21 protein-coding genes and 1 pseudogene are annotated in these 25281 nt (G+C 64.4%); 5 read left to right on the top strand and 17 right to left on the bottom strand.

Annotation, left to right across the window (positions count from 1 at the left end; all coding sequences use genetic code 11):
• Positions 1-134 precede the first annotated feature (134 nt).
• Entirely contained in the window at positions 135-992 is an 858-nt protein-coding gene (locus tag HL666_RS31885) for an SDR family NAD(P)-dependent oxidoreductase (RefSeq protein ID WP_172134601.1), read from the top strand.
• 39 nt (positions 993-1031) lie between these two features.
• On the opposite strand, the gene asnB is transcribed toward HL666_RS31885, so the two are convergent.
• The 11 genes from asnB to HL666_RS31830 all read right to left on the bottom strand — a co-directional run bounded on the left by asnB (position 1032) and on the right by HL666_RS31830 (position 14768).
• A complete protein-coding gene (gene asnB / locus HL666_RS31880) occupies positions 1032-2972 on the bottom strand; it encodes an asparagine synthase (glutamine-hydrolyzing) (RefSeq protein ID WP_172185496.1) in 1941 nt (646 codons plus the stop codon).
• Positions 2973-3075: 103 nt separating this feature from the next.
• Positions 3076-4107, bottom strand: a complete 1032-nt coding sequence (locus HL666_RS31875; protein WP_172113318.1) for an NAD-dependent epimerase/dehydratase family protein — start codon at positions 4105-4107, stop codon at positions 3076-3078.
• On the bottom strand, positions 4104-5144 hold the full coding sequence (locus HL666_RS31870) for a Gfo/Idh/MocA family protein (protein WP_172185494.1): 1041 nt from the start codon (positions 5142-5144) through the stop codon (positions 4104-4106). Before HL666_RS31870 ends, HL666_RS31875 begins: the two co-directional genes overlap by 4 nt.
• Positions 5141-6472, bottom strand: coding sequence for a glycosyltransferase family 4 protein (locus tag HL666_RS31865; RefSeq protein ID WP_172185492.1), 1332 nt, complete (start codon positions 6470-6472; stop codon positions 5141-5143). The genes HL666_RS31870 and HL666_RS31865 overlap by 4 nt, the downstream gene beginning before the upstream one ends.
• 93 nt (positions 6473-6565) lie before the next feature.
• Positions 6566-8065 (bottom strand): lipopolysaccharide biosynthesis protein, encoded by a 1500-nt coding sequence (locus HL666_RS31860; protein WP_172185490.1) that lies wholly within the window; start codon positions 8063-8065, stop codon positions 6566-6568.
• Between the two features lie 183 nt (positions 8066-8248).
• Positions 8249-9406 carry a glycosyltransferase family protein gene (locus tag HL666_RS31855; RefSeq protein ID WP_172185489.1) on the bottom strand — a complete coding sequence of 386 codons (1158 nt, stop codon included), beginning with the start codon at positions 9404-9406 and terminating at the stop codon, positions 8249-8251.
• Complete coding sequence (locus HL666_RS31850) at positions 9403-10758, bottom strand: DUF4910 domain-containing protein (RefSeq protein WP_172185487.1); 1356 nt, start codon at positions 10756-10758, stop codon at positions 9403-9405. The genes HL666_RS31855 and HL666_RS31850 overlap by 4 nt, the downstream gene beginning before the upstream one ends.
• Positions 10759-10780: 22 nt before the next feature.
• The gene (locus HL666_RS31845) at positions 10781-11749 is read right to left on the bottom strand and encodes a phytanoyl-CoA dioxygenase family protein (protein ID WP_172185485.1); all 969 of its coding nucleotides are present in this window, start codon (positions 11747-11749) and stop codon (positions 10781-10783) included.
• A 105-nt stretch (positions 11750-11854) separates the two neighbouring features.
• Complete coding sequence (locus HL666_RS31840) at positions 11855-12397, bottom strand: dTDP-4-dehydrorhamnose 3,5-epimerase family protein (protein ID WP_172185483.1); 543 nt, start codon at positions 12395-12397, stop codon at positions 11855-11857.
• Between the two features lie 10 nt (positions 12398-12407).
• Entirely contained in the window at positions 12408-13670 is a 1263-nt protein-coding gene (locus tag HL666_RS31835; RefSeq protein ID WP_172185481.1) for a class I SAM-dependent methyltransferase, read from the bottom strand.
• Positions 13671-13730: 60 nt separating this feature from the next.
• Positions 13731-14768 (bottom strand): NAD-dependent epimerase/dehydratase family protein, encoded by a 1038-nt coding sequence (locus HL666_RS31830; RefSeq protein ID WP_172134617.1) that lies wholly within the window; start codon positions 14766-14768, stop codon positions 13731-13733.
• A gap of 330 nt (positions 14769-15098) precedes the next feature.
• Here HL666_RS31830 and HL666_RS31825 point away from each other — a divergent pair, with 330 nt between their 5' ends.
• Positions 15099-16199, top strand: a complete 1101-nt coding sequence (locus HL666_RS31825) for a hypothetical protein (protein WP_172185479.1) — start codon at positions 15099-15101, stop codon at positions 16197-16199.
• Positions 16200-16375: 176 nt separating this feature from the next.
• On the opposite strand, the gene HL666_RS31820 is transcribed toward HL666_RS31825, so the two are convergent.
• Both HL666_RS31820 and HL666_RS31815 read right to left on the bottom strand, forming a co-directional pair.
• Complete coding sequence (locus HL666_RS31820; protein WP_172185477.1) at positions 16376-17029, bottom strand: PIG-L deacetylase family protein; 654 nt, start codon at positions 17027-17029, stop codon at positions 16376-16378.
• Positions 17026-17823, bottom strand: a complete 798-nt coding sequence (locus HL666_RS31815) for a sugar phosphate nucleotidyltransferase (protein ID WP_172113307.1) — start codon at positions 17821-17823, stop codon at positions 17026-17028. The genes HL666_RS31820 and HL666_RS31815 overlap by 4 nt, the downstream gene beginning before the upstream one ends.
• A gap of 498 nt (positions 17824-18321) precedes the next feature.
• Between HL666_RS31815 and HL666_RS31810 the strand changes: the two genes are divergently transcribed.
• Positions 18322-19797 carry an undecaprenyl-phosphate glucose phosphotransferase gene (locus HL666_RS31810; RefSeq protein WP_210262392.1) on the top strand — a complete coding sequence of 492 codons (1476 nt, stop codon included), beginning with the start codon at positions 18322-18324 and terminating at the stop codon, positions 19795-19797.
• Positions 19798-20019: 222 nt separating this feature from the next.
• Here HL666_RS31810 and HL666_RS31805 read toward each other — a convergent pair whose 3' ends face one another.
• Complete coding sequence (locus HL666_RS31805; protein WP_172185475.1) at positions 20020-20403, bottom strand: H-NS histone family protein; 384 nt, start codon at positions 20401-20403, stop codon at positions 20020-20022.
• 923 nt (positions 20404-21326) lie between these two features.
• Here HL666_RS31805 and HL666_RS34465 point away from each other — a divergent pair.
• A pseudogene (locus HL666_RS34465) lies at positions 21327-21413 on the top strand (hypothetical protein); the annotation flags it as partial.
• 125 nt (positions 21414-21538) lie between these two features.
• Here the strand turns inward: HL666_RS34465 and HL666_RS31795 are convergent.
• Both HL666_RS31795 and HL666_RS31790 read right to left on the bottom strand, forming a co-directional pair.
• Positions 21539-21856 (bottom strand): hypothetical protein, encoded by a 318-nt coding sequence (locus HL666_RS31795; RefSeq protein ID WP_246740073.1) that lies wholly within the window; start codon positions 21854-21856, stop codon positions 21539-21541.
• A gap of 501 nt (positions 21857-22357) precedes the next feature.
• On the bottom strand, positions 22358-22633 hold the full coding sequence (locus HL666_RS31790) for a hypothetical protein (RefSeq protein ID WP_376698641.1): 276 nt from the start codon (positions 22631-22633) through the stop codon (positions 22358-22360).
• 530 nt (positions 22634-23163) lie between these two features.
• Here HL666_RS31790 and HL666_RS31785 point away from each other — a divergent pair.
• Entirely contained in the window at positions 23164-24342 is a 1179-nt protein-coding gene (locus HL666_RS31785; RefSeq protein ID WP_246739295.1) for a polysaccharide biosynthesis/export family protein, read from the top strand.
• Positions 24343-24656: 314 nt separating this feature from the next.
• Here the strand turns inward: HL666_RS31785 and HL666_RS31780 are convergent, their stop codons facing one another.
• Positions 24657-25073: a DOPA 4,5-dioxygenase family protein gene (locus tag HL666_RS31780; protein ID WP_172185473.1), complete on the bottom strand. Its 417-nt coding sequence runs from the start codon at positions 25071-25073 to the stop codon at positions 24657-24659.
• Positions 25074-25281: the final 208 nt, after the last annotated feature.

The raw sequence follows: 25281 nt of genomic DNA, 5'->3' as shown, positions 1-25281 counted from the left end.
CACGCGCAGCGCCGGGCATCCGCCAATCTGCCGAGCCATCGCCAGGTATAATGCGGCAAATTGTGTAATTTAATTCCTGCGCCGGCCATTTAATGTCGTCCCGTTGACATTGAATGGTGGTTGGAGGCCGGCGTATGCGGATCGCGAGCGCTGTTGCACGACGAATTCGACGAAATACGCTGGGCCCACTGCCGGACGACCCGGCGCTGAAGCCGCTGAGATCGCCGCTGCAGATCGATTTGTCGGGCAGGGTCGCGCTCGTCACCGGTGCGGCGGGAGAGATCGGCCGGCCGATCGCACGAACCTTGGCGGCCTGCGGCGCGAAGGTCGCCATCCACTACCTGACGGCACGCGATACCGCCGAGCGACTGCGCGACGAGTTGAACGAGCTCGACCCACAGCGCGCCTGCACCGTCTCGGGTGACGTTGCAAAGCTCGAGGATGTCGAGGCAATGCGCGGGATCGCGGAGAGCAGGCTCGGCCCGGTCGACATCGTCGTGAACAATGCGGTGACCTGGTTCGACGAGCGCCCCGTCGTCGATCAGACGGCCGACCAGTTCGATCGGGTGTTTCGCTCCTCCGTCCTGCAGGCCTGGGCGACCGCACGGGTGTTTTCCGGCCCGATGATCGAGCGCAGATGGGGGCGCCTGATTTCGCTCGGCACGGAGATGACGAGCCTGGCGCTGCCGAACCGAGCGCCCTACACCGCAGCCAAATGCGCGATGGACGGCATGCTGCGCTCGCTGGCGAAAGAGCTCGGAGAACACGGCATCACGGTCAATCAGGTTGCGCCGGGCTGGATCATCTCCGACAAGGATCGCCGCGACCGCGACGAGGTGCAGCCGCTCTATGAGCGCTCCGTACCGCTCGGACGCCGTGGCTACGACCAGGACGTCGCCAACATGATCGCCTTTCTGGCCTCCGACCTCGCAAGCTTCGTCACGGGGGTGCGCGTGCCGGTGTGCGGCGGAATCGTCATGCCGGAGGCCTGAGCGATCCGGCGTCGATGCCGGCGCCTCGCTCGTCGTCCGTCAGCGGAAGACGCGGTGGCGGTGGCACCAGCGGACGAACACGTAGATCGCCCAGACGCGAGACCAGTAGATTCCAGGGGCGCCGTCGAGAAAGGCGCGCCAGAGCCGTTCCACCGCCGCGGGCGCAAGGCCCACTGCCGCGATCGCCTGCGGGTCGCGCAAGGTCTTGTCCATCGCATCCTGCAAGCCGCGCCGGATCCAGCGATCCAGCGGCAGCACGAAGCCGCTCTTGGGGCGATCGAACAGCGAGAGGTCGAGGCCCCGCAGGCCGATGCGCCGGAGCATCGCCTTGCTGCGCAGCGGCTCGTAGCGCGTCGGCTCGGGCAGCCGGTCGACGCTGTCGAACAGCACCTGATCGACCAGCGGCACGCGCTGCTCCAACGAGGCTGCCATGCTCGCCACGTCATTGTCGCGCAGCAGGCGCTCGCCAAGAAACAGGCGCTGCTCCATGACGCTGATCGCCGATAGCGGCGTGCGCGCGCGGGTCTCCGCGGTGATCTTCGCCTTCATCGCCGCCGGCAGACCGTCGTTCAACGTCGCGACGAGGTCGGACGCGAGCAGCTCGCGCTGGAAGCCAGGAAGGAACAGCGCATAGGCCATCTGATAGAGCGCCAGGAGATCGTCGCTACGCCGAACCATGTCCGGCAGCTTGGCCCAGCGCGTCTGCGGCGCGACGGCGCCACCGGACGACGACAGCATGCGTGAGGCCAGCGCCGCTGCGGCGACCTTCAGGGGGGTGGGCAACCACGCCGTGCGCCGCGACCATTGCTGCAGGACCGGCAAGTCGCGGAAGGACGTGTAGCCGCCGAACAGCTCGTCGCCGCCCGTGCCCGACAAGGCCACGGTGAAGCCGGCGCCGCGGATCGCGTGCGACATGTAGTAGGCGTTCAGACCATCGAAGGTCGGCTGGTCGAGGCTGTCGAGCGCTGCGTCGAGATTGTCGACGAAGTGCTGCTCGGTCAGCACCACCTCATGGTGCTCGGTGCCGATGGCGCCTGCAATGCGGCGCGCGATCGGGCCCTCGTTCAGCTCCTGCTCTTCGAAGGCGAGCGTGAAGGTGTGGATCCGGCTCTTGGCCGCGCGCTGAGCCAGATTGGCCATGACGGAGGAATCGATGCCGCCGGAGAGGAACACCGCGAGCGGCACGTCGCTGGCCAAATGCAGGCCCAGCGTGTCCTGGAGAATGGCGGCGAGCTGCTCTTCGTCCATGTCTTGCTGTGGCGCATGGCCGGGGATGGTCCAGAAATCCTCGTCGCGAACCGTGTGGCCGACCCCGTCGAAAGCGGTGAGGTGACCGGGAGGCAACAACTCGACGCCCTTGACCGCCGTTCCCGGCCCGACCACGAAGCCGTTCCAAACGCCGCTGGCAACGGCCTGCGGATCGAGTTGCGGCTTGCCGAGAAGGCCCGACGCCAGCAGCGCGCGCAGCTCCGACGCGAACGCCAGCGACCAGCCGGCGTCGGGACTCGCCGCACGGGCCACGTAGAGCGGCTTGATGCCGAGCGGATCGCGCGCCAGCAGCAGCCGGCGCTGCTTTGGATCCCAGCAGGCGAACGCGAACATGCCGCGCAGCCAGGCCACGGCCTCAGGGCCGTGCAGGCCAAGCGCGCGCAGCATCACCGCGGTATCGCCCGTCGAGTTGAACGTCTGCCCCTCCGCGGCCAGGCGCTTCCGCAGATCGGCGAAGTTGTAGATCTCACCGTTGAAGACGATGACATGTCCGGTGACCGGATCTGTCATGGGCTGCACGCCAGCCGGCGAGAGATCGAGAATGGCAAGGCGACGGTGGCCGAGCAGCGCACCCCAGCCTCGCTCATCCGGCTCGGAGACCCACGTCCCTCCGGCGTCGGGACCCCGGTGGAGCATGGCGTCGTTCATGCGCTGCAGCGCTGCGCGATTGTCGTCGTCGACCCGGCCAATGATCCCAGCAATGCCACACATCAAGGAAGTCCGTCTGCAATGCGCGAGGTCAAGACGAGAGATCGGGAACGACGTCGAGCCTGTTTGGCTCGACGATGCCACTCTGGGGTGGCGCGCGCGGCGCTCAAATCGAAGCCGCCGTTCCGGACGACCACGACGCTGGCGCTTCAGTGGGCACCGGCACCGGGCCGTAGGTGCGTGTCAGGCATTGCTGATAGCTCAGCGGCGGCGTCCAGCCGAGCGTCTCTCTCAGCCTGCGATTGTCGAAACGCAGCGGCTTGAGCATTGCATCGAACTTCTTCGGCGTCAGGATTGCCGGCACTTTGGTCGCTCGCCTGAACAAGGTGACGAACGCCAGCCGTATCACGGCGCTGGCGAGCCAGTGCGGAACGGGCAGCCGCCAGCCGCGTTCGCCCGTGCCGCGCATGTAGTCGGACAGATAGGACCAGACCTGCCTACCTGGGCCATCGACGATGTTCAGCGTCTGCCCCCGGGCACGCTGATCCACGGCTGCGAGCGCGAAAACGTCGGCGCAATTCTCAACATGGGTCATCGGGATGCGCGTCAGCGGCCCGATCACCACGTGATGTCGTCCGATCTGCTGTCCCAGCGCCGCGAGATAGCCGTGGTCGCGGCCCCAGATGAAGCCGGGGCGAAGCACGGTGAGGTCCCAGCCGTGCTGCTCGACATAGCGGCGCGTCACCCGCTCCTGCCACCATTTCGCGACGGTGTAGCCGCCGCGCGTGTAGACGTCGGGCGTCTGCTGCAGCGGCGAGGTTTCGTCGAGGACACCGCGCGCGGCCGTGTAGTCGTAGACCGAGAAGCTGCTGCACAGGACGAGCCGGCGGCAGTTACTGCCGGCCATCGCGTCGAGCAGCCGCTCGGTGCCGCCGACGGTGCCGGCGAATTGCGCGTCCTCGCCGCCGGAGACCACGGCCGCCAGATGAATCAGCACATCGACGTTCTCGAAAGCATCCACGAGATCGCGCGAGGTGCGCAGGTCGGCCCTGACGACATCGACCGACGCCGGCCAGCCGAGAGCTTCGACCCGGGTCGCCGGACGCACCATGGCCCGGACCTCGACGCCGCGGGCGAGCAGCGCATCGACGACATGCCGTCCGAGAAAACCATTGGCGCCCGTGACGAGAGCCTTCATATTTTCTGCTCCGTCGGCTTCATGGCCTCGACCATCCGATTGACCGCGAGAACGTCCTCGACCGTGATCGGCAGAACGGCTCGGGCCGTGAGTGCCTGATAGGTACGCGCCAGGCACTCCCACAGCCCTTCATAGGCGCCGGGTCCCTTGAACTTGCGCAGCAATGTCGATAGCGCCGCACGCCGGATGTCGCTGCCCTCCTCCAGGCCGCTGAAGAACGGCCGCAGCGGCTTCGGCACGTTGCGCGGTCCATCGAAGGTGAGCCGCGTCTCGAACAGATTGGCCGTCGCCTGCATCCGTTCGCCATAGACGCGCAGCCAGAACGCGTCCGGCTGGGCGCTGGCGCTGAAGCTGAGCGTGGCCGTGCCACGCTCAGCCTCCACCACGCTGCGGAATTCGTCGAACGGTAGCGGCGACGGCTTGCGCTTGCTCCAGACCGTCTGCGCGCTGCGGTGCGGCCCGACGAACGCATGGGACAGCGAAGCGAGGTGCGGCAGGAAATCGGCGATCGCGCCGCCGGCGAGCTTGAGCGCCGGATGCGGCGAGTTGGGATCGGCAAAGCCGCCGGGGCCGAGGATGTCGAGACAGATCAGCACGTCGACATGGGTGACCGCGCCGAACTCGCCGCTCTCGATGCGGCGCAGGATCTCCTGCGGGGCCCGGTTGAAGACGTAGTTGTAGTCCTCGACGACATGGCGGCCGGTCTGCTTGGCGCGCAGGATCAACGTCTGCAGCTCCTCGAAGGTCGAGGTCGCCGGCTTCTCCACGATCACATGCGCACCCGCCTCGAGCGCATCCATCGCCAGGCGAAAATGCGAGGTCGGTGGCGTCGTCACGTGCACGACGTCGGGTCGAACGGTCTCGAGCATCGCGCGGTAATCGGTGAACCAGGATGGAATGGCGTAGCGCTCCGCCGCGGCTTCCGCGGTGGCCGGCGACAGGTCGCAGATGGCAGCCAGTTGAACGCCGGGCAGCGTATTGAGGCAGGCCAGATGCTGGCGGGCGATCTGCCCGGCTCCGATGAGCGCGGCCTTCATGACGGAGTGGTCTCCAGGATGTCGTAGTAGAAGCTCTCCAGCGCCCGAGCCGCCGCGCTCCAGGCGTATTTGTCGACAGCCAGCTCACGCGCGGCACCACCGATGCGCGCCGCCAGATCCGGCTCGGCGAGCAATCGGCTGACGGCGTCGGCGAAGCTGCTCGGATCGTCTTCGATGAGAATGTCGCGGCCGGGCTTCGCGTCGATTCCCTCTGCGCCGAGGCTGGTCGAGACGATCGCCTTGCCCATGGCCATCGCTTCCACGATCTTCAGCCGCGTGCCGCCGCCGAGCCGCAATGGCACGACCACGGCCGCCGCAGCCGCCAGATGCGGCCGCAGGTCCGGTACGAAACCGGTCAGCTCGACCCGCGGTCCGGCCAGCGCCAGCAGCGAGGGCGGCGGGCGGCCGCCGATGATCTTGCAGCGCGCGTCGGGATGCCGCGCGGCGATACCAGGCCAGATGTCCTGGACGAAGTGCATGACCGCGTCGATGTTCGGCACCGTCGACAAAAGCCCGAAATAGACCAGCGTGCGGCCGTCCGGCGCCGGATCGGTGCTGCGCGGCTGATAGAAGGCGATATCGGCGGCATTGGGGATCACCGCCGTGCGCGCGTGCGGAAGGTCCTCGTGGAGACGCCTCTCATCGTCGATGCTGCAGAGATAGACGCCGTCGGCGCCGTCATAGGCCGCGAGCTCCTCGCGCCGCAGCTTGCGCCAGTTCGCTCCGGCGTAAAGACGGCGACCGAGGCTCGCGCCGGTTTCCGCAAACTGCCGGGCGAGATCGTACGCAATCTCGTGGGAATCCACGATCAGCCGCGGAAGCGGCTCTCCGGCCGGAGCCTGCCGGAAGTCGCAATGACCCAGATAGGGAAATTCGAGGTTGACGATATCGAAACGGGTCGCGCGCAGCACCCGGTCTAGGACTCTCTGCAGGTCGGGCAATGCAACGCGCAACCGGTCGAAGCTCCGGGCCGACACCATCGAGCGCAGCTGCAGAAGCCGCTTGGCAAGACCATCGCGGCCGTAGGGATTGCGGACGAGAACCACGTCGCGGCAGTAGGTCTGCATCGCCTGGCGGCACTCGTCGATGTCGAAGGCATCGTCGACCAGCATCACCGCCGTGAGATCGTGGCGGCGCGCGAGCTGCGTCATCAGCCCATGCATGCGCGCCTGCGCGCCGAAGCGCGGCGGGCTCGCCGGCATGTGCGAGACGAAGAGAATGCTGAGACGGCGCCGATCCGGCCCGCGCCCGCGCAACCGCCATGCGTCGCCGGTCGGCGGCGCGGCCACGGGATCGATGACGTCGGGGCTCGAGGTGCGGTGGGCCATGGCCGTTTAATATTAAATTACAACGATATTATATAGATGATTTAATAGAGAGCGAGAAATAATCTCGCCGCTCCGGCTTCGGCCCGGCCCGGCTTACCGCTTCCTGATGAAATCCTGGATGATCGTACCTGCTATCCTCAGGGGCTCGCCCTGCCGGAACACTCCGACGACGATTGCGAGGTAGAGGCAGCCGCAGAAGCAGCCGGAGAGGATCATGCGCAGCAGAGCGGGAGTGGCGGTGAGAAACTCGGACTGCAGCCACCAGCCGGCCGCAGCCGTGGCAACGGCGCCGACCGTCTGCGGACCCGCAGCCCGGGCCACGAGCGCCGCACCGATGCCGATCGGCTGGCCCGCATAGATGACCGATGGCAAGGCGATCAGCGAATATCCGATGACCACTGCCCAGGCGACGCCGACCGGGCCGAAAGGCAGGCCCGCGAGCACGGCCGCGACCTGCACCACCAGCGAAATGATCCCCCATGTCTGCCAGCGATCCGCCCTTCCGAGCGACAGATGCAGCCAGCCCTGCGAGCCCTCGACGACGTGCGAAATGCCGCGCAAGGCGATGATGCTGAGCAGCCCGCCGGCCGCCTGCCACTTCTGGCCGAGCAGAACGACGGTCAGATCCTCGGCCGTGACGGAAAGGATCGCCGCCGCCGGCATCAGGAAGAAAGCCAGCATCGACAGCGCCGCCTCGTATTTCTGTCGAAGGGCAGCCGGATTCGACTGCAGCTTGCTGAGCGCCGAGCTGCCGACGGCATGCGTCTGATTGAGCGCCGCATAGATCGAGTTGTCGTACAGGTTCATGGCATTCTGGTAGTACCCGACCTGATCGGGGCGGTACATCAGGCCGAGCGCGATCCGGTCTGCCGCCCGCGACAGCGTGTAGGCGACGGTAAAGCCGACCACGTGGAGCCCGAACCGGACCATCGACTTGACCTCATCGTCGAACACCGGAGCCCCCGGGCGCCAAGCGCATGCCGACCAGGCCGCGATCACCACGCAAACCGAGCTCGTCACCGGCCGGAGCACCAAGGCCCAATAGCCGTAGCCCGCGATGGCGGCGGCGATGGCGACGATGGTCCCGGCCAGCGTGCCGAACAGTTGGATCCGACCGATGCGACCGAACTGCATCGTGCGCCGTAGCAGCGCCATGTGCTGATTGGTTAGTCCCGACAGCACGAAGGTGATTGCCACGCACAGCGAGATTGGCTGCAGCCGCGCATCACCGTAGATCCAGGCGATCAGCGGACTGGACGCGGCAACGATCACCGCGACCGCCACCCCGATGCCGGTGCTGACCCAGAACAGACCGCTGACCTGGGCTGGCGTCACCTTGCTTCTCTGCGCGGTCGCGTCGAGCAATCCGAAATCGATCAGGAGCGGAGCGAAGCTCGTCAGAACGGTGACGATGGCGACGAGCCCGAAATCCTCCGGCGCGAGCAGCCGGGCCAGCACGATGGCCGCCACGATCTGGAGCGCAGCATTGCCATATTGGATGACGATGGAAATGATCCCGCCGCGCAACGCGCGGCGTCCGAGATCCTTCGATTCCCTGTGCTCTTCGAAATAGGCGGAGAGGGCTTCCGACATGTCAATCGCCTGCCAGGGTCGATGCCGACCGTCGAACGTCTCGCTGCGAGCCAGTCAAGTTCGTCGGGGGCATGAAAACCCATCGTTCAAAATGGAAAGACGTCGCGAAAACCCCCTGCGTCCGATCATGTGCGGGGCAGACGAGCGATGAACTCACTTTGTGGCGGAGAAAAGGATTTAAAATCACGACCTCGCCAATATCGGCGCGCGATTTAATTTGGCCTGTCTTGCCGGGCGTTGGCCTGAAGCCATCTCGGCGAGCGCCTTGAGACGATCCTTGCGCGCCGCAAGTGCCGGCAGCGGTTGGAGGCCTACGGCATCGAGGATCGTTTCCCACCGATAGACCCAATCGTGCCGCAGCAGGGTCTGCGCCATGCCGGTCCGCCGCATCGTCTCCTGCCGGTCGAGATCCCGGTCCAACTCCCCGATGACCCGATCGATGTCACCGGAGGTGTGAGGCACGTGGACCATGGCATCCGGCCAATCGAACAATCTGGGAAACAAGTCATTGTCGGGACGCTCGCCGAGCATGATCGCACCCGCAGCCGCGCCTTCGAAATAGCGGTATCCGAACTCGACCTGGCGTCCCGTTTCGCCCGGTTCGTCGAACTTGCCGGGGTTGACGAGAAAATACCTGCTCCTCTTGGCGAGGTTCGCGACCTGCGTCCGGTGCTCGCCGAGATCGATGGCCTGGCTGCCGCCGATCGTATCGTGCAGATAGAAGAAGTCGCCGTCCTGCGCCATCGCGCGCAGCGTCTGATGAATGACCGGCGAGCGACGTCCCATGCTGTAGACGTCGATGACCCGCTCCGGCGGGTCGGGATAGGGACAGAACCGCATCGTGTCGATGGCGAGCGGCAGATGCACGCAGGCCCGCCCGATCTCCTCGCTGAGCGGCTTCACCGTGTTGATCTGGAACGGCATGACGATGTCGAACTTGGCGAGCACCTTGAGGAAGTGGCGATGCTTGGCAATCTCCTTGATCCAGAGCTCGTCCAGCAGACATACCGATGTCTTGCAGGCCGCTCTGAGATCCTCGATCGCATCGAACATGATGAGATCCTGCGGAAAGCCGCAGACGGCGAACAGAACGTCATATTGCCGTCTCGGCGCAACCCGCGGCAGACCGGGATTGAGCAGCACGGGCGCATGATAGGCCAGCCGCGTGGCGAAGCTGGCCCGCCGGCTCGACGGGTCGAGCATGGGCGCGAGCAGCTCGGCGGAATCGACCTCGCAGATGATATCCTCGAGCTCGACGTGAGGGCCGCGATTGAGGGCGCGTCCGAAAATGTTTCGGAGCGAGAAAACCAGAACGCGAGGATCGTCGGGCTGCGAATTCATGGTGCCTCACTGCGTCCCGTGTCGCCGCTGGCGCTCCCAGGGGAAGCCGCCGGCCTGATCAGACTGGCATCCAATGCGAGCCGCGCCGCCGCCTCAATCCGGGCGAACGGCACATCGGCGCGGATCGCCATGTCGAGCAGGCTGTGCTTTCCATCGGCCAGGTTGAGGACCCACAACAGATCCATTTGCGTTGCACCGCCAGCCTCACGCTGGCCGGCGATCGCGCGGTAGAGTCCGCGCCGCCCAAGCTGAGGCTCGCCTCGCCCGTCGACGCGTTCATAGACGTAATCGCGATCGAGCAGATCGAGCACCTGCTCGATCACCGCGTAGGACTGGTCGAGGCATTCAGGCCTCACGAAATCCAGATTGTCCGCCGAGGTGTGATACTCCGGAAATGTGCCGTGCACCCCGCGCATCAGGCAGCCCACCGGCAGATCGAAGCCCGGCGAGCAGAACTGCCGCTCGTCATAGCCATAGGGACTGAACGGCAATATTTCGTGGGAATGACCGGAGTGCTTCAAGACATGCGCGACGGCGCGGTCGATCGGCGCGCTCTTGCGGCTCTGCTTGTAATGGAATTCGCTCGGATCTCCGAGACATGTCAGGACGAGGCCGTGCTCCACCCGGTCCAGATGGCTTTGATTCCGATCGAGCCAGGCCAGCGCGCCCATCGTCGCCGGCAGGAACAGAAACCGATAGCCGAGCCGCCTCGTTTGACGCGCCTGCCGCATCGCCAGCGCGGTCATCACCGCGATGCCCGACAGATTGTCGTTCGCCAGACTCGGATGACAGACGTGGCAGGTGATCAGTACCTCCCGGCTCGTCAACCCCGGGACGAACAGCTCACCATAGGTCAGCGCCCCCTGGGTGAGATCGCTATCGATGTCGACGCGGTAGCTGTCGTCCGTCATCTCGCGCCAGAGACGATCCGGCAGGCAGAAGCCCCAATCATCGGCATAGTAGCCGGTCCGGTACGGAATGAGATCGGGCTGCTCCGGCAGCGTATGGACATGCTTCGCCAGCTCGGCCCGGCTGAGCACCGCCTGCACCGGCCTGCTGTAGCCCATCACATGGAGATTGTGATCGGCGAAGTCGACCACACGACGCCCCGCCATGTCGGAGATCGTCGCGCGGCGGATGTTCCACTCCGCCGGGACATGCCAGTCGAGAATCGGCGTGCCGCTCGGGACCTCGTGGATGACAAGATCGACATGCCGGGCGACGACCGCGAGCGTCTGCCTGACACCCGCGCCGGTGAGGCTGCGGTTGATCGGAAACAGCTCCGTCACCAGATCATGGAGATCGATCGCCGGCGTTCGCGCTCCAGTCGATGATTTGAGCCTGTCCAGCATTGCGCACGCGTCCCTTCAGCCGTCAGACCGATTCCTGCGCCACATCGGCGGCGAGATCGCCGGTTGCCCGCGGCACGATGGTCGGCTGGTAGATCAGATGGTCCTGCGGTACGGAGCCCTGATCATAGGGCGCGACCATCTCTTCCGGCAGCCGCGCGAGATCCGAGACGCGCAGGAAATCGCGCAGATTGGTGCCCGTCGACTCGGAGTCGAGATTGACGGCCCCGCGCCTGCCACCGACATCGGCGACGTGGACCGTGCGGAAATCGATGCTGAACCGAGTGAGCCCGGACGTGTTCGGCACAGAGGAATGGAGGTGCGCCGCCGAGAATATCGTGACGCCCCCGCTCGGCGCCACGAAGCGGAGCTGTGGATCGAGGGCAATCTCCTGCTCGGGCTTCGGCTGCACGCGCGTATCGGTCTTGATGTGTTGCGCAGCCGACGCACGCGACGTCCGGTTCCACTCGTAATAATCATAGTTTCTCGAGCCGTTCTTGATGGCCTCGTCGAAATAGCGCGGATGGAAGGCAAGGCCGTTGTCAGGCGTGATGTCGTAGACCGGCAGCCACCAATTCTGCTGGCACGGCGGCGCGGAGTACCAGGTGTCGCGGTGCGGATGGAATGCGAACGCGATGCCCGTCGTCAAATAGTCGTTGCTCGTGGCCGACCGCAGCCGCGGCACGTCGAAATAGGTCAACTCGGGGTCGCAACCGAGCTCGCGCAGAATTCCTCCCACCAGCTCTTTCGAGCGGGGGTGATGAATGAAGAACGGCTTGAGCTTGGCGAGAATGTCGACGTAGCGCTCGACGGGCAGCTCGAACTGGGCGGTGCGCGGATCGTAGGGATGAAATGCCTCCTCGATCAGCTGCCTTGCGAACGCCACCAGCGCCTGAACGGACGGCGTCGGCGAATACAGAAACAGCGCGCCGTCATACAAGCTCTGGCGTCGCTGGTCGTCCGGCATCGTGGCATCAACGAAAATATTCGTCATTCCGTGACCCTCCTGGCTCGTCGTCAAACCTTGGGCGACCTGGCGGCTTCTGCCGCTCGTTCATTCGTCCGTGCGCCGACCGACCGCAGCAATCGCGATGCCGCATCACCAAAGCCCCCGTTCGGCCAGCAATGGCCATCCAGCATCCTTCGCCGACAACACCGTGACCGGCTGCGGCCATCGGATGCCGATCATCGGATCGTCGTGTCGAAAGCCGTCCGACAGCCCCTCGACATAGTCGATGCCCATCAGGTACTCGACCGTCACGTCGTCCGTCAGCGCCTGGAAACCGTGGGCAAAGCCGGCCGGGATATAGAGTATCCGTGACGTCGACGGCCCGAGCTCGCAGGCATAGACCTCGCCTCGCGTTGGAGCCTCCGGCCTGATGTCGACGATGACGTCGTGGATCAGACCTGCCGAGCACCGGACGATCTTGGCGTCGGCCCTCGGCGCGCGCTGGAAATGCATGCCACGCACGGTGCCGCGCAGGCGCGTCACGGAGCTGTTGCCCTGCACCGGCTGGAAGGCGATGCCCTCTCGGGCGAACGTGTCTGCGCACCAGGTTCGGGTGAAGCTGCCACGCTCGTCGGCACGAACCGTGAGCTCGATCAGCCGCGCATCCGATCGCCCCAGCTGGACAAACCTCATCGCTGCCGCCCTAGTCCTCGATGCTGGCCTTGGGCACCGGCACGATGAAGCGGCCGCCCCAATTTCGGATCTCGGCCATCTGCGCCTTGATCTCGTTCTTGATGTTCCACGGCAGGATCAGGACGTAGTCAGGCTTGGCCTCGAAAATCGCCTCCGGCGGCAGGATCGGAATGCGGACACCGGGCATGTAGCGTCCCTGCTTCGAGGGCGCGCGATCGACGGTGAAGTCGAGGAAGTCGGTCCGGACTCCGCAGTAATTGAGCAGTGTGACGCCCTTGGCAGGCGCACCGTAGGCGACGATCTTCTTGCCGTCGCGCTTCAGCGCCGTCAGCAGTTCGAGCAACGCCCGCTTGGTCTCCTTGACCTGCTCGTTCCAGGCCATGTAGATCGCGTCCTCGTGCAGGCCATAGGCCCGCTCGCGCGCCAGCACGTCGGCCACGTCCGGGCTCTCTGCATGCGCTGCGCCCTCATGGCAGACGAAGAACCTGATCGAGCCGCCGTGAGTCTCCGGCAGCTCGACATCGAACACCCGCAGGCCGGCCCGGGCGAAGATGCGCAAGCCGGCGATCAGGGACAGATACGAAAAATGCTCGTGATAGATCGTGTCGAACTGATGCCGCTGCATCAGCGTCAGCAGGTGCTGGACCTCGAAGGTCGCGACGCCCTGCGGAGCCAACAGGATCTTGACCCCGCCGACGAAGTCGTTGATGTCCGGAACGTGCGCAAGAACGTTGTTCGCGGTGAGCAGGTCGGCTGACCAGCCCTCGTCCGCAAGAACCTTCGCGTAGGCGCGGCCGAAGAACTCGACACGGGTCTCGATACCCTTTGCGCGTGCAGCCAGCGCGACACTCTCGCAAGGCTCGACGCCGAGACAGCTGATCCCCTTCTGCAGCGAGTATTGCAGCAGATAGCCGTCGTTCGACGCAATCTCGACATGACGCGAGGACGGTCCGAGCCCGAAGCGCGCCGTCATAGCCTCGACGTAGCCACGCGCGTGCTCCAGCCACGACGTCGAATGCGAAGAGAAATAGGCATAGTCCGCGCGGAAGATCTCGGAAGCCGCCAAGAGATCGCGCGTCTGCGCCAGACGGCACTCGCGGCAGACGAACGTCTCCAGCGGATAGAACGGCTCGGCCCTCATGTAGTTGGCGGGGTCGACGTAGTCGTTCGCGACTGGCGAGGCGCCGAGGTCGATCAGCTTGAGCGTAAGGTCATCGCTGCAATGCCGGCATTTGGGCGCGACACCTACAGCCGTGGGAAGGCTCAGTTCCATGGTTTCTCCGTCACTGTGCTGTCTGGCGACGCGATGGCCTGCTGCATGGGCCGCGCGGCGTCAGGTCCATTGCAGCCTGTCGTTGATCCTGGCGGTCTCCATATGGTCCTGCAGGACCTTGAGACGGATCAGATCGGATGAGCGGAACTCGGCATCCTTGAAGTTCATTCGCTTCAGACCATTGACCAGATTGGTGATCGACTGATCCAGCGTGACGCGGGGCTGGTGATCGGGCGCAAGCGACCGGTACAGGCCGAAATCGACCTTGTAGGAGCGGCTGTCCACGGGCGCGGAGGTATTGATGGACACCGCGGTCCCTGGAACCCTCGCGGCCACCGCGTTGGCGAGATCCTTGACCTGATAGTTGCGATCGTCCGAGCCGGCGTTGACGGTGAGGAAGCGGCCGCCGATCGCCGCCGGCCGATCGATGGCCCAGTCGATCGCCCGAGCCATGTCGGCGACGTCGATCAGGGGACGCCACGGTGTGCCGTCGGAGAGCACGCTGATCTGCCGCCGCGTGAGCGCGCAGGCGACGAAATCATTGAGAACCAGATCGAGCCGCAGCCGATCCGACATGCCGCATGCCGTCGCGAAGCGCAGGCAGGTGATGGTCATGCCGGTATCGATCGCAGCCAGCTCCTGCTCCGAGCCGATCTTCGACTTGGCATAGGCGGTGATGGGGTTGAGCGGATCGCCCTCCTTGCGCGGCGGGCCGTCAGCGATGCCATAGACGCTGCAGCTCGACGCGAACACGAAGTTCTTCACCCCCGCCGCAGCGGCCGCCCTGGCCAGCGACACGGTGGTCGTCTGGTTGATGTCGAGCGTCACGTCCTGGAAGCGATTTCCCATCGGATCGTTCGAGATCGCCGCCAGCTGGATCACGGCATCGTAGCCGCGCAGGTCCAGCGACATCTCGCGGACGTCGCCATGGAACTGCTCGTCGAGATATCGCTCGGGCAGAACCGGAGCGCCGGTCAGGCAGTGCGCGAAATAGGCGTTGTCGAAGCCGTGCAGCACCGCATCCGGCCGCTGCGCGCGCAGATGCTTTGCCACCTCCGGCCCGACATAGCCCATGTTTCCAGTGATGAGCACCTTCAACATCGTCACCTCTTACGCCACCAACCAAAGCACGATTTAAAATGATCCAAAATGCATTATAATATATAATACACTTCCGTCCAGTAAATCCATCGCCGCCTCATCCAGGGGCGAGGGAGGAGCAAGCGAGACGATCAACACGGGCAGGACCGCACTTTTCCGCGACATCCGGCGGCCGGAAGCCCCCCCGCACCGGCATGCCGATCCGGCCACCACCCATTTAATTTTAATCCAGCCAAATTAAATAAATGCCTTGAATCGGACAAACCGGAACCGCAAATCTGGGCAGCTTTATTCGAGCGCTTTCATTGAAGATTTGAGAGACAGAGCATGACGCTATCCGCCGGCGACTGGGTTGTGGTGCGCAGCAAGGAAGAGATCCTGGCCACGCTCGACGCGAATGGGCGCCTCGAAGGGCTGCCGTTCATGCCGCAGATGTTCAAATGGTGCGGCCAGCGCCTCCAGGTTCACAAGCGCGCCCACAAGACCTGCGATACGGTGACCGGATACAACACCGGCGAATGGCTCGGACGGCGCCTGCCCCATGCGGTGCATCTCGACCTGCGCTGCGACGGCGAGGCCTATGGCGGCTGCCAGGCGGCGTGCCTGATCTTCTGGAAGGAGGCCTGGCTGTCTCCGGTCGACCCGGCGCAAGCCGCCGCGGCCGATCGCGATCACGCCGCCGCGCGCCAGCCTTCCGGCGGATGCACCGCGCGCGCAGTGTGGGACGCGACCAAGTCGCCCGACCAGATCGCGGGCAAAGGCCCCAGATATTCCTGTCAGGCCACCGAGCTGCCGAGCTACACCCAGCCGCTCAAATGGTGGGACGCGAGGCAATATGCCGAGGACATCGCGTCCGGCAACGTCTCGGTCGGCAAGATGCTCCGCGGCCTGCTCTACTTCGCCTATGTCGGCGCGACGATGGCACGACGCCCGCGGCTCGGCCGTCCGGCCCGCTGGGTCTATGACCGCGTCCAGTCGCTATGGGGCGGCGTGCCGTTTCCGCGGCGGCGTGGCGACCTCTTGACCGACAAGGACGCCCCGATTGCCGATCTAGGGCTGCAGCCGGGCGACCTCGTCCGCGTCCGGCCGCACAAGGAGATCCTCGCGACCATCGACAAGCAGACCAACAACCGCGGCATGGGCTTCGATGCCGAGATGGTGCCATATTGCGGCAAGGTCTTCCGGGTCCGGACCCGGGTCGAGAAGTTCATCGACGAGCGGACCGGCTTCATCCGGCGCATGAAGACGCCAGCGGTCATCCTGGACGGCGTCTACTGCCAGTCGCGCTATAGCGAGAACCGCCTGTTCTGCCCGCGCGGCATCTTTGCATGGTGGCGCGAGGTCTGGCTGGAGAAGGTGCCGGCCACCGCGATCGAGCGTCCGCCGGTGGCTGAGACCGTCGACGTTCCCAGACGGGCGACGGGCTGACGGCCAGACATATCGCCGGCCGCGATCGAAGGGATCGCGAGGTTTCCGCCGGCTCCGCGGGACCCTGCCGCCTCTGTGTACGCACCAGACAGCGCGGCAAGATCACCGCAGTGCCGTGCTCCGACGCTTGAGAGTCGCGCGGACTTTGCGTCCGCGCCAAGCGCAGCGGCCGCGGCTCACCCCAGCGACAGCTTGCGCGCGACGAAGGCCTCGGCGTAGCGCTCGGGCGCGCGGCATTCCATGCCGCGCAGCCGCGCCAGGCCCATGAACGTCTCCGGATCGAACCATTGCTTGGAGCGCTGGCTGCCGAAATGCGACATCAGCAGCGCGACCTTGCGCTTCATGACGATCTCCGGCACCGGCATGTAGACGTTCGGCCGACCGAGATCGCCGTCCCACTTCGGGATCTCGTATTCGAGGACGAGATGATCGCGAAACGTATTCCAGACGAGCCGGTTGACCTGGCGATGGTCCTGATGCGCATCGTCGCGGCGGTGGGCGAGAATGACGTCCGGTTCGATCCGGCCCTTCAGCGCCTCGAACCAGGCCTTGATCTCCTCGCCCTGCTCCGGAAAGAAGCCGTCGCGGAAGTTCATGATCTCGAGGCTGCGACCCGCCGCCTCCGCGAGAAAATCGTCGGCCGATGCCTTCGCCTCGGTGCCGCGCTCGCCATTGCCGCTCAGCACGCACCAGTGGACGTCGAGACGAACCCCCTGATCGAGCCAGGTCAGAAGCGTGCCCCCCGCGCCGATCTCGATGTCATCGGAATGCGCGCCGAGACAGAGGACCGAAAGCCGGTCGCCGCGACCGGCGAGCTTGAGGGCTTTCATCCGTTCACCACGGCCGGAAGGTTTCCGCCGAGATGCCAGGGCGTGTCGCCGCGCTCGATCATCTCCTCGAGCACCTGACGGTCCCTGAGCGTGTCCATAGCCCGCCAGAACCCTTCGTAGCGATAGGCCATCAGCAGGCCGCGATCGATCAGCCGCTTGAACGGCTGGACGACGAGCTCGTCGCCCTCCTCGATGTAGTCGAAGATCTCCTTGCGGAAGATGAAGTATCCTCCGTTGATCCAGATGTCGGAATCATTGCTCGCCGCCATGCGGCCGACCTTGCCGCCGGCATCGAACTCGGCGAGGTGAAAGCTGATCGGCGGATGAATCGCGATGAAGCAGCCGATCATCCCGCTTCGCTTGAAGCGATCGATCATGTCCGGCAGCGGTGCATCGGTCAGTCCGTCGCTGTAATTGGCGAGAAAGATCTCCTCATCCTGCACCATGTGCCGGACGGCCCGCAGGCGCTGGCCGATGTTGCGCCAGATGCCGGTGTCGACGAGCGAGACGCGCCAATCCGCCGGACGCTCGCCCAGCAGTTCGACCTTCTTGCCGAATTGCGAGATGGTGCAGTCGGTCGTGGCGGCCTGATTGTAGTTCAGGAAGTAATCCTTCACCACATTGGCCTTGTAGCCGAGGCAGAGAACGAAGTCGCGATGCCCGTACTGGCTGTAGTACTGCATCACGTGCCAGAGGATCGGCTGGTGGCCGATCGGAATCATCGGCTTCGGGATGCTCTCTGAATATTCCCTGATCCGGGTGCCAAGTCCTCCACAGAACAACACGACCTTCATGGCTCGACGTCCTTCGGATTCTTTATCTTGGAAATGAGCAACATTATCTTTCAACCTCGCCGGCCAGCCTCGACGACGGCTCGCCGCCTCTCTCGTTCACCCCCGATAGCGGGAGAGCGCCTCGCGACCTTTCCGCCCGGCTGCGGAATTCAAGGTGTCGGAAAGCGGCGGCCCGGCCCGCAATTAATAATCCGATTATATTTTAATTTAAACGATATTTTTGACCGGCCAGCATTGAAATATCCGCTCCACCGACATTAATCCGCCACACGCATCGTCCGACCACCCGTTTGCAGCGGCCAACAGCCTGGGGTGAGCCCGTCCGCGGCTTGTACCGTAGTGCACGGCATGCTCATCCGATACGGCACCCGGTATTTCGAGACCATTCGAGCACGACCGCAACAAACGATCGTCGATTTTATTTGTTTAAATTAAATGCTTGATTATATAATGCCGGCCGAGCCGCTATTTTAACCGAGTTTCGAACACCGATATCCCATGCATTACGTGGATCAGCCCGAGACTCTCGATCGGAACGGCATGCCGGCCGCCGTCATGGCGGAGCGGCAAGTCCATGGGCGCAAATGGCCCGTCCATTACGCCGCGGTGGAGCCCTTCGCCATCGTGGCCGACATCGCGACGATCACGACGTCCAGCGTGCTGTCCGGCTTTCTCTATCATCTGCAGGATGCAGCCGGCGCCAACGACGTCAGCAAATCGGTGGGCCTGGCGATCCTGGTGTCGGCCCTGTTCGTGTCGCTGATGAAGATCCGCGGCATGTACCGCCCGGCCGAGCTGCTGATCCTGCGACACCAGATCCGCGCAGCCTGTCTGACCTGGATCACCGCATTTCTCGTGCTGTCCGGCGCCCTGTTTGCGCTGAAGATCGGCAGCGAGTTCTCGCGCGGCACCAGCATCGTGTTCGCAACGCTGGGGCTCATGGCGCTGATCCTCAATCGCCGGATCACCGAATACCTGCTGGCGAAGGGCCTGGCCGAGAGACGGTTTTCAGGCCGCAACATCGTTCTCATCACCGATGAGGCGGGCAAGGAGAACGCCGGTCTGACCCAGGCGCTCACGGACACCGGCTTTCGCGTCAAGCGGCACTTCCTGCTTCCCTCTCCCGGATCCGATTCCGATGAGCGACGGCGAATTGTTGCGAGCGTGATCGACTTCGTGCGCGGCTCCGACATCGAGGAGATCGTGGTCGGCGCCGGTCCCGCTCCATGGTCCGAACTGCGTACACTGGGCGCCGAATTGCGCGTCCTGCCATTTCCGGTGAGCTTCGTGCCGGTGGGCACCGCTTCCGAGATCTTCAAGCGTCCCCGTCACGAGCTTGGCAGCGCCGTCTGCATCGAGCTGCAGCGCGGCCTGATGAGCCCGCTCGAGCACGCGACGAAGCGGCTCATGGACCTGGCGCTCTCGGCGGCTGCGCTGACCCTGCTTTCGCCGCTGCTGCTGCTGGTCGCGCTCGCCATCAAGCTCGACTCGCAGGGGCCGGTGCTGTTCCGGCAGCAGCGCTGCGGATTCAACGGCCGATCTTTCCAGATCTACAAGTTTCGTACGATGTCCGTGCTCGAGGACGGCCCTTCCATCGTGCAGGCGCAAATCGGCGACAGCAGGTTCACGCGCCTCGGGACGTGGCTCCGACGAACCAGCATCGATGAGCTGCCGCAGCTTCTGAACGTCTTGAACGGCAGCATGTCCCTGGTCGGACCGCGTCCGCACGCCCTGGCCCATGACAACGAGTTCGACAAGCTTGTCCGCAACTACGCGTTTCGCCGCCGGGTCAAGCCAGGATTGACCGGGTGGGCACAGGTGCACGGTTGCCGAGGGCCGACGCCGACGCGTGCCTCCATCGAGGAGCGCGTCGAGTTCGACCTCTGGTACATCGACAATTGGAGCCTGTCGCTGGACATCGCCATCCTGCTCCGGACGCCGATCGAACTGATTCGCGGCAACAACGCCTATTAGGCGACTGTGCGGGATGAGGCTGCACGCCCATCCGGTGAATTCAGCGGTCGACACCGGAAGGTCCAGCGCCCCGCTCGGCCGCCCGTCTCCGCAGGCCGCCGGCACATCGGCTGACGGGCTCGCTGAATCCTCGTGAGGTCAGACCAAGCCACACGTCAACGAGGATTTTCGAGACGGAGCGCAGTCCCCTTGCGGTCCGGACGTGCTGACGACCTATGTCGCTCAAGCCCGCTGACGGCGGCCTTTCGGGACACCGGTGCCATTGATCGCGAACTCCTCGATCCGATGCCCGGTCTTGATCGCGGCGACCAGCCAGCGCGGCTGCTTGCCGCGGCCGGACCAGGTCTCCGCCGTCTGCGGATTGCGATACTTCGGCAGTACCCTCGGATATTTGCGTCGCGCCTTGCCGTTGCCGTTGTAGGGCTGCGCCCCGTCGCTGCCAGCCCCCTCGATGGCGCCGCGACTGCGGTTGAGAACCGCCAGACGACGTTCGAGCTCGCGCTTCTCTGACGTGATCCTCACAGCGAGGATCTGACTGATCTGCTCGTGAAGAGACCAGAGGTCATCGAAAGACATCGCCTCGAAATCGATCTTCTTGGTGGACATGCAGCGACCTTTATCTGTGATCTCTATCCTGCCGGATTAATGTCATATAATTCGGTATTTCGATCCGCAAGAGGCCCGCTGTCGGAAAAACTGAATATTTGAGATATATCCACTTGCCGACGCGCATGGTTGTAACTCAACAAATTATCAACCCGCAACCCCATTTCGGGGAAATGTGTCTTTCAATCGCCCTACTCCGGCGAACGACCTGCTCGACCGAGTCAAAAAACGCCGAATAGCCGCGATCTGCAAGGGATTTTGGTGTTGTATGGCAAAAGCGCGCCAGAATGACGCAATTTTGAATGGCGAAAACGGACGCGTTTCGGCAGCCGAGCGGGTCGGGCGAAGAAGCTCGCGCGAAGTGCGCGACGACCTACACAACCTATTCTGGCGGAGAAGCCAATAACCCGGATCGAGATATTTATGCATCTGCACAAAATGCCAGAAACGGGTTTAATTACGCACAGCATCGGGAATATGCCGCAGAGCTGCCGGAATGCGTTCATCAACGCGGACGGTCGCGCGCCGGCGGGGCCCCGAGATGTTCCGGGCACCAGCCCGCGAATCACAGCGCGCAGAGCCCATCGCCCGATGCGACTCCGAGCAAGCGACTTCCTTCAGGGGCCGACTGGGTGTTGTCAGTGGCATCTTCGGTTTGGAGGACTGCTCGGTGTCCGCGCGGCGACGTGCTTCTCTCGCCGGCAGCGTCTCCCGCCCTTGCCGCGGGCGTCCGCCTCGCGCTCCGGCTGCTCGCGCTTGGAGCCGAGCGAGCAGGCCGCCACGCACGCGGCTTCGCCACTGCGCCGTCGGCGCCGAACGCACGCGGTCGCCGCCCGCATCCTAAGGGACTGCTCGGGAAGGCCAGTATCTGACGCCCGCTCGGAAAGTTCTTCAAGGACGTAACAGATCGAGGGCGTCACCGGCAGCGCTACAAGGGTTTCGGCGAGATGAACCCGGAGCAGTTCTGGGAGACTACGCTCGACACCGAGGCGCGCACGCTGCTGCAGGTGAAGGTCGTCCTCAGCTTGGCGACCCCTGGTCGAGGACCGGACGCACGGCGGCCTCTCGACCGATGGAGACGCGGCGGCAGCGTCTGCTGCCGACAGACGCCGTGCAAGCAGCAAGGTCCGCCGTCCTATTTCCGTTGTTTGGTCCGGCCGGGCACAGTGCGCTGCGGCGCAACTAAGTGAGCGGTGCCACGCCGATACCGGTTCGCCACGGCGCGACGACTGGGCGTACTGGGTGGCTCGGCGCGCTTCTCGACGCTGCAGCTGATGGACCGGAGTTCGTCGAGGAGAAGGTCGCAGAGCTCGATCTGCGAGATCAGGACTGCTGGCGTCGACGGTTCTGACGACAGCACATGCAGGCGTGATCTGGCGGCCTGCATCGTCTTCAATGATTTCTGCACGGCACTCGAAGCGCCGCCGCCAACATCCAACTCGTCTTCAATCAACGCTGTACTAAGCTCGTCACACAAGGACGGACCCCACTCGTTGGCGAGATTTGAGGGATTTTTTCTCGAACGCCCGCGAACTGCCGTCGCGGCGACGTACGGCTCCGATGACCGGAATTAAATTAACCACTCGCGACAAGTTAATTTACCATCTGAACGGCAAGACATTAAATACTTCCGGCGCAAGCCGCGGTTGGGAGTAATTTTTTACCGCGTCCCCGAAAGGACTTATTAACCACCCTTGGTCGGCGCCAATTGAAGCTTTAGTTTGTTCGCAGCGCACTTTTTTGTGTCGTAATGAACGGCGGTACGCCAGTTAAAATATTTAATTTTAGATTGCATAAAATCATGAGTGCAACCACATATTCAATATCCGGGCAATCGCGCAGGCGGATCGGCCGTGCCCCTGCCCTCGCCAAAGCCAGTCCTGACGACCGCGACGCGGGGGGTGGGTGATCGCATCTCGATGCGGCTCGGCCAGCCTGGTGCTGGCGGCCGGCTTCACCAGATCATCGGCCGCTCCGGCGCGCCGCAGACGACGGCATTTCGATACCGGACCCCCCTTGGCGTCTCGATGGCTACGCGCCGGATGCAGCCCGGATAGATCGCGAGATTGTAGTGAAAGGGCGTGGCCTCGAACGCGCCGTGCAGGCGGCACAGCCGGCCGAGATCCGGGCCGCACTCCGTCAGCGGATAAAGCCGGCCCGCCAATGCCGGGGCGGACACGCCGGTCATGAAGACGAATGCGGCGGCTGCGATCCTGATGGCGTTCGACAAGGCATGCTCCTTGGGACCAATGACCTGCCGAGCAACATAGACTTGGATGACGGCCAACGCCATCTGCTGGTCGACATGGGCGCGCGACCGGCGGCTTCGGGGACGACCGCGGCGACTCGGATAACTGTTGCTCAACTGCTTTCTGCCTAGATTTTCGAGCGCTTCGTCAGATCCTGTGGAGCGCGACCGCATCATGCGCAGCCGCGGCGATCGCCGCCCGGCAAGAGGTAATTTGGTGAGGTCTAACTGTGACCTAATTAGCACGTCAGGGCAAAAGCGGGCTGGGACGAACAGTGGTCCGCTTTCGCCAGGGGGGACCGCCGGGTAGGTTGGAAACCAAGTGGGATGGCGTTGTCCCTCCGTGGGGGAGGGAATGGCGTGGGGACGTATTTTTGTCGTATCCGGGGATGCGTTTGAAGACCTTGATCAATCCGCCTGGATCGACCGGCGGTGCAGGATCTATCATCCGCAATCGTTCAGCGAGCCCGATTGGTCTACGCCGCCTTGGTCGCGCCTCGCGTGCTCTCGCGATGGCCGCGATGCTGGCGCTGCTGCCGGCCTGCTCCTGGCTGCCCGGGACCGGCCCGACCAGCGACGCGGTGAACGACAACGCCACGTCCAGCGTCCGGTCCAACACCGCCCTTCCCTATGCCCTTGTCGACGTCAGCCCGGAGACGATCGGCTTCCTGTCCCAGCCCAATCTGGTGACCTTCCAGGGGGTATTTCCCGACAAGCGGCCGAAGCCGGTACAGGTCGCCGGTGTCGGGGACGTCCTGAACGTGTCCATCTTCGAAGCGGCCCCAGGCGGATTGTTCACGCCGCCGACCGCGGCCGGAGCCCGTCCGGGCAACTTCGTGGATCTGCCGGCACAGGCGGTGGATCAGCAGGGCAACATCCGCGTTCCCTATGCCGGCGAGATCGCGGCCGCCGGCCGGACGCTTCCCCAGATCGAGCAGGAGATCGTGTTCCGCCTGCAGAAGCGCGCGCTCGAGCCGCAGGTCGTCGTCAGCCTGAACCAGCAGCATTCGAGCGTGGTCAGCGTTCTCGGCGACGTCAACACGCCCGGCGTGCTGCCGCTGAACAGCGTGGGTGAACGGCTGCTGGCGGTGATTGCGCGCGCCGGCGGACCGAAGCACGAGGCGATCGAAAGCTATGTGACCCTGCAGCGCGACGGCAAGCGTGTGCGCGTGCTGCTCAGCCGCGTGGTCCAGGATCCGCGCGAGAACATCTTCATCCGCCCGAACGACGTGGTCTACATCACGCGGGAATCCCCGACCTTCACGGCGCTCGGCGCGCTCAATCAGAACGTCTTCGGTTTCAATTCCGAGATCACGTTCGACACCGAGACGCTGACGCTGGCCCAGGCGATCGGCAAGGCCGGCGGGTTGAACGATCAGCAATCCGACCCGGCCGAGGTCTTCCTGTATCGCTACGAGGAGCGACCGCTCCTGCAGAAGCTCGGCATCGATACCAGCCGGTTCGTCTACGACCGCATTCCGACCATCTATCACCTCAACCTGCGCGATCCCTCCGGCATGCTGCTGGCGTCGGGCTTCCAGATGCGCAGCAAGGACGTGATGTATGTCGCCAATGCCAAGGTCGTCGACTACTACAAGCTGCTGGCGCTGATCAACAATACGGCAGCCGCCACGTCCGGGACCGCCACGGCTGTGACCAACGTCAACACCGCCGTCAAAACCAGGTGGTGAGACGGCCGCAGGCTGGCTTTCCGGCGGAGCTCGTTTGCGCGCCGGAGCCTGCCGCGCCAGAGTTTCTGCTCGGCCCCGATCTGCGCGGGCTATCGACGTGAAATTCCGAAACGGCGACGCTCCGCGGTGAAGGCGGTCGCGTTCCTCGGCAGCCAAGTCCGGCAAAGCTCCTGCTCGGCGGCAATACCGAGGTCGAGAATGCCGAGCTGATTCTCGGCGTCGTCGATCTCATCCCAGCGGCCAAGCCGTCCGGATCGATTCGTACACGTCACGGCGCGAGCGACACAGCGTCGAAGATCGAGGCAGCAGTCGGCTCAGGCCGGCAGGCTCGGCGTCGTGTTGGGGGTCAACGGCAGCTCGGCCTCGCCGATCTCCGGCAGCTTCGCGCTGCGGATTCCCAACGGCTGGCCGATCCACAAGGCGTGTGCCGTGTGATCGGCGAGAGGCTGCGTGGTGTTCGGATGAACCAGCACGCTGAGTCGGCCGTGATTGAGCATGAGCCACGGCACCAGCGTCGGAAACACCTCAACGGCAAAGGCGACCTGATACATCGCGCGCTCATGCGGACCGACCAGCGCATCGTGCCAGCGGCCCAGCGCCACCACAAATCGCTCGCCGATCCAGCGCCGCAACTGCTCCGCCTCTGCGCGGCTGTCCGGATCGTAGTAGATGTGGGCATGAAAGCTCGCGATCGCGCCGAGGCGATGCGGCTCCGATCCGATCTCGACCATCCCTGCGCCTCCCCTGGCAAACAGCGGCGCCACCCGTTGATGCCGACCATCTTAGCGTCGGCCCCGGCGGATGTCCCTGATCTCGCGCCGATCGCCTCACGGGAATGCAATGCATCATCGGATTTTGTCGCAAGAGCGCAGACAAACGCCAACGCCGCGCTGAGGGTATCAGCGCGGCGTTGTCGTTTTGGTTTGTGAAGAGGTGATG

The organism is Bradyrhizobium aeschynomenes (assembly GCF_013178945.1).
Lineage (GTDB): Bacteria > Pseudomonadota > Alphaproteobacteria > Rhizobiales > Xanthobacteraceae > Bradyrhizobium > Bradyrhizobium aeschynomenes.
This window is presented reverse-complemented; position numbering and strand designations above follow the sequence as displayed.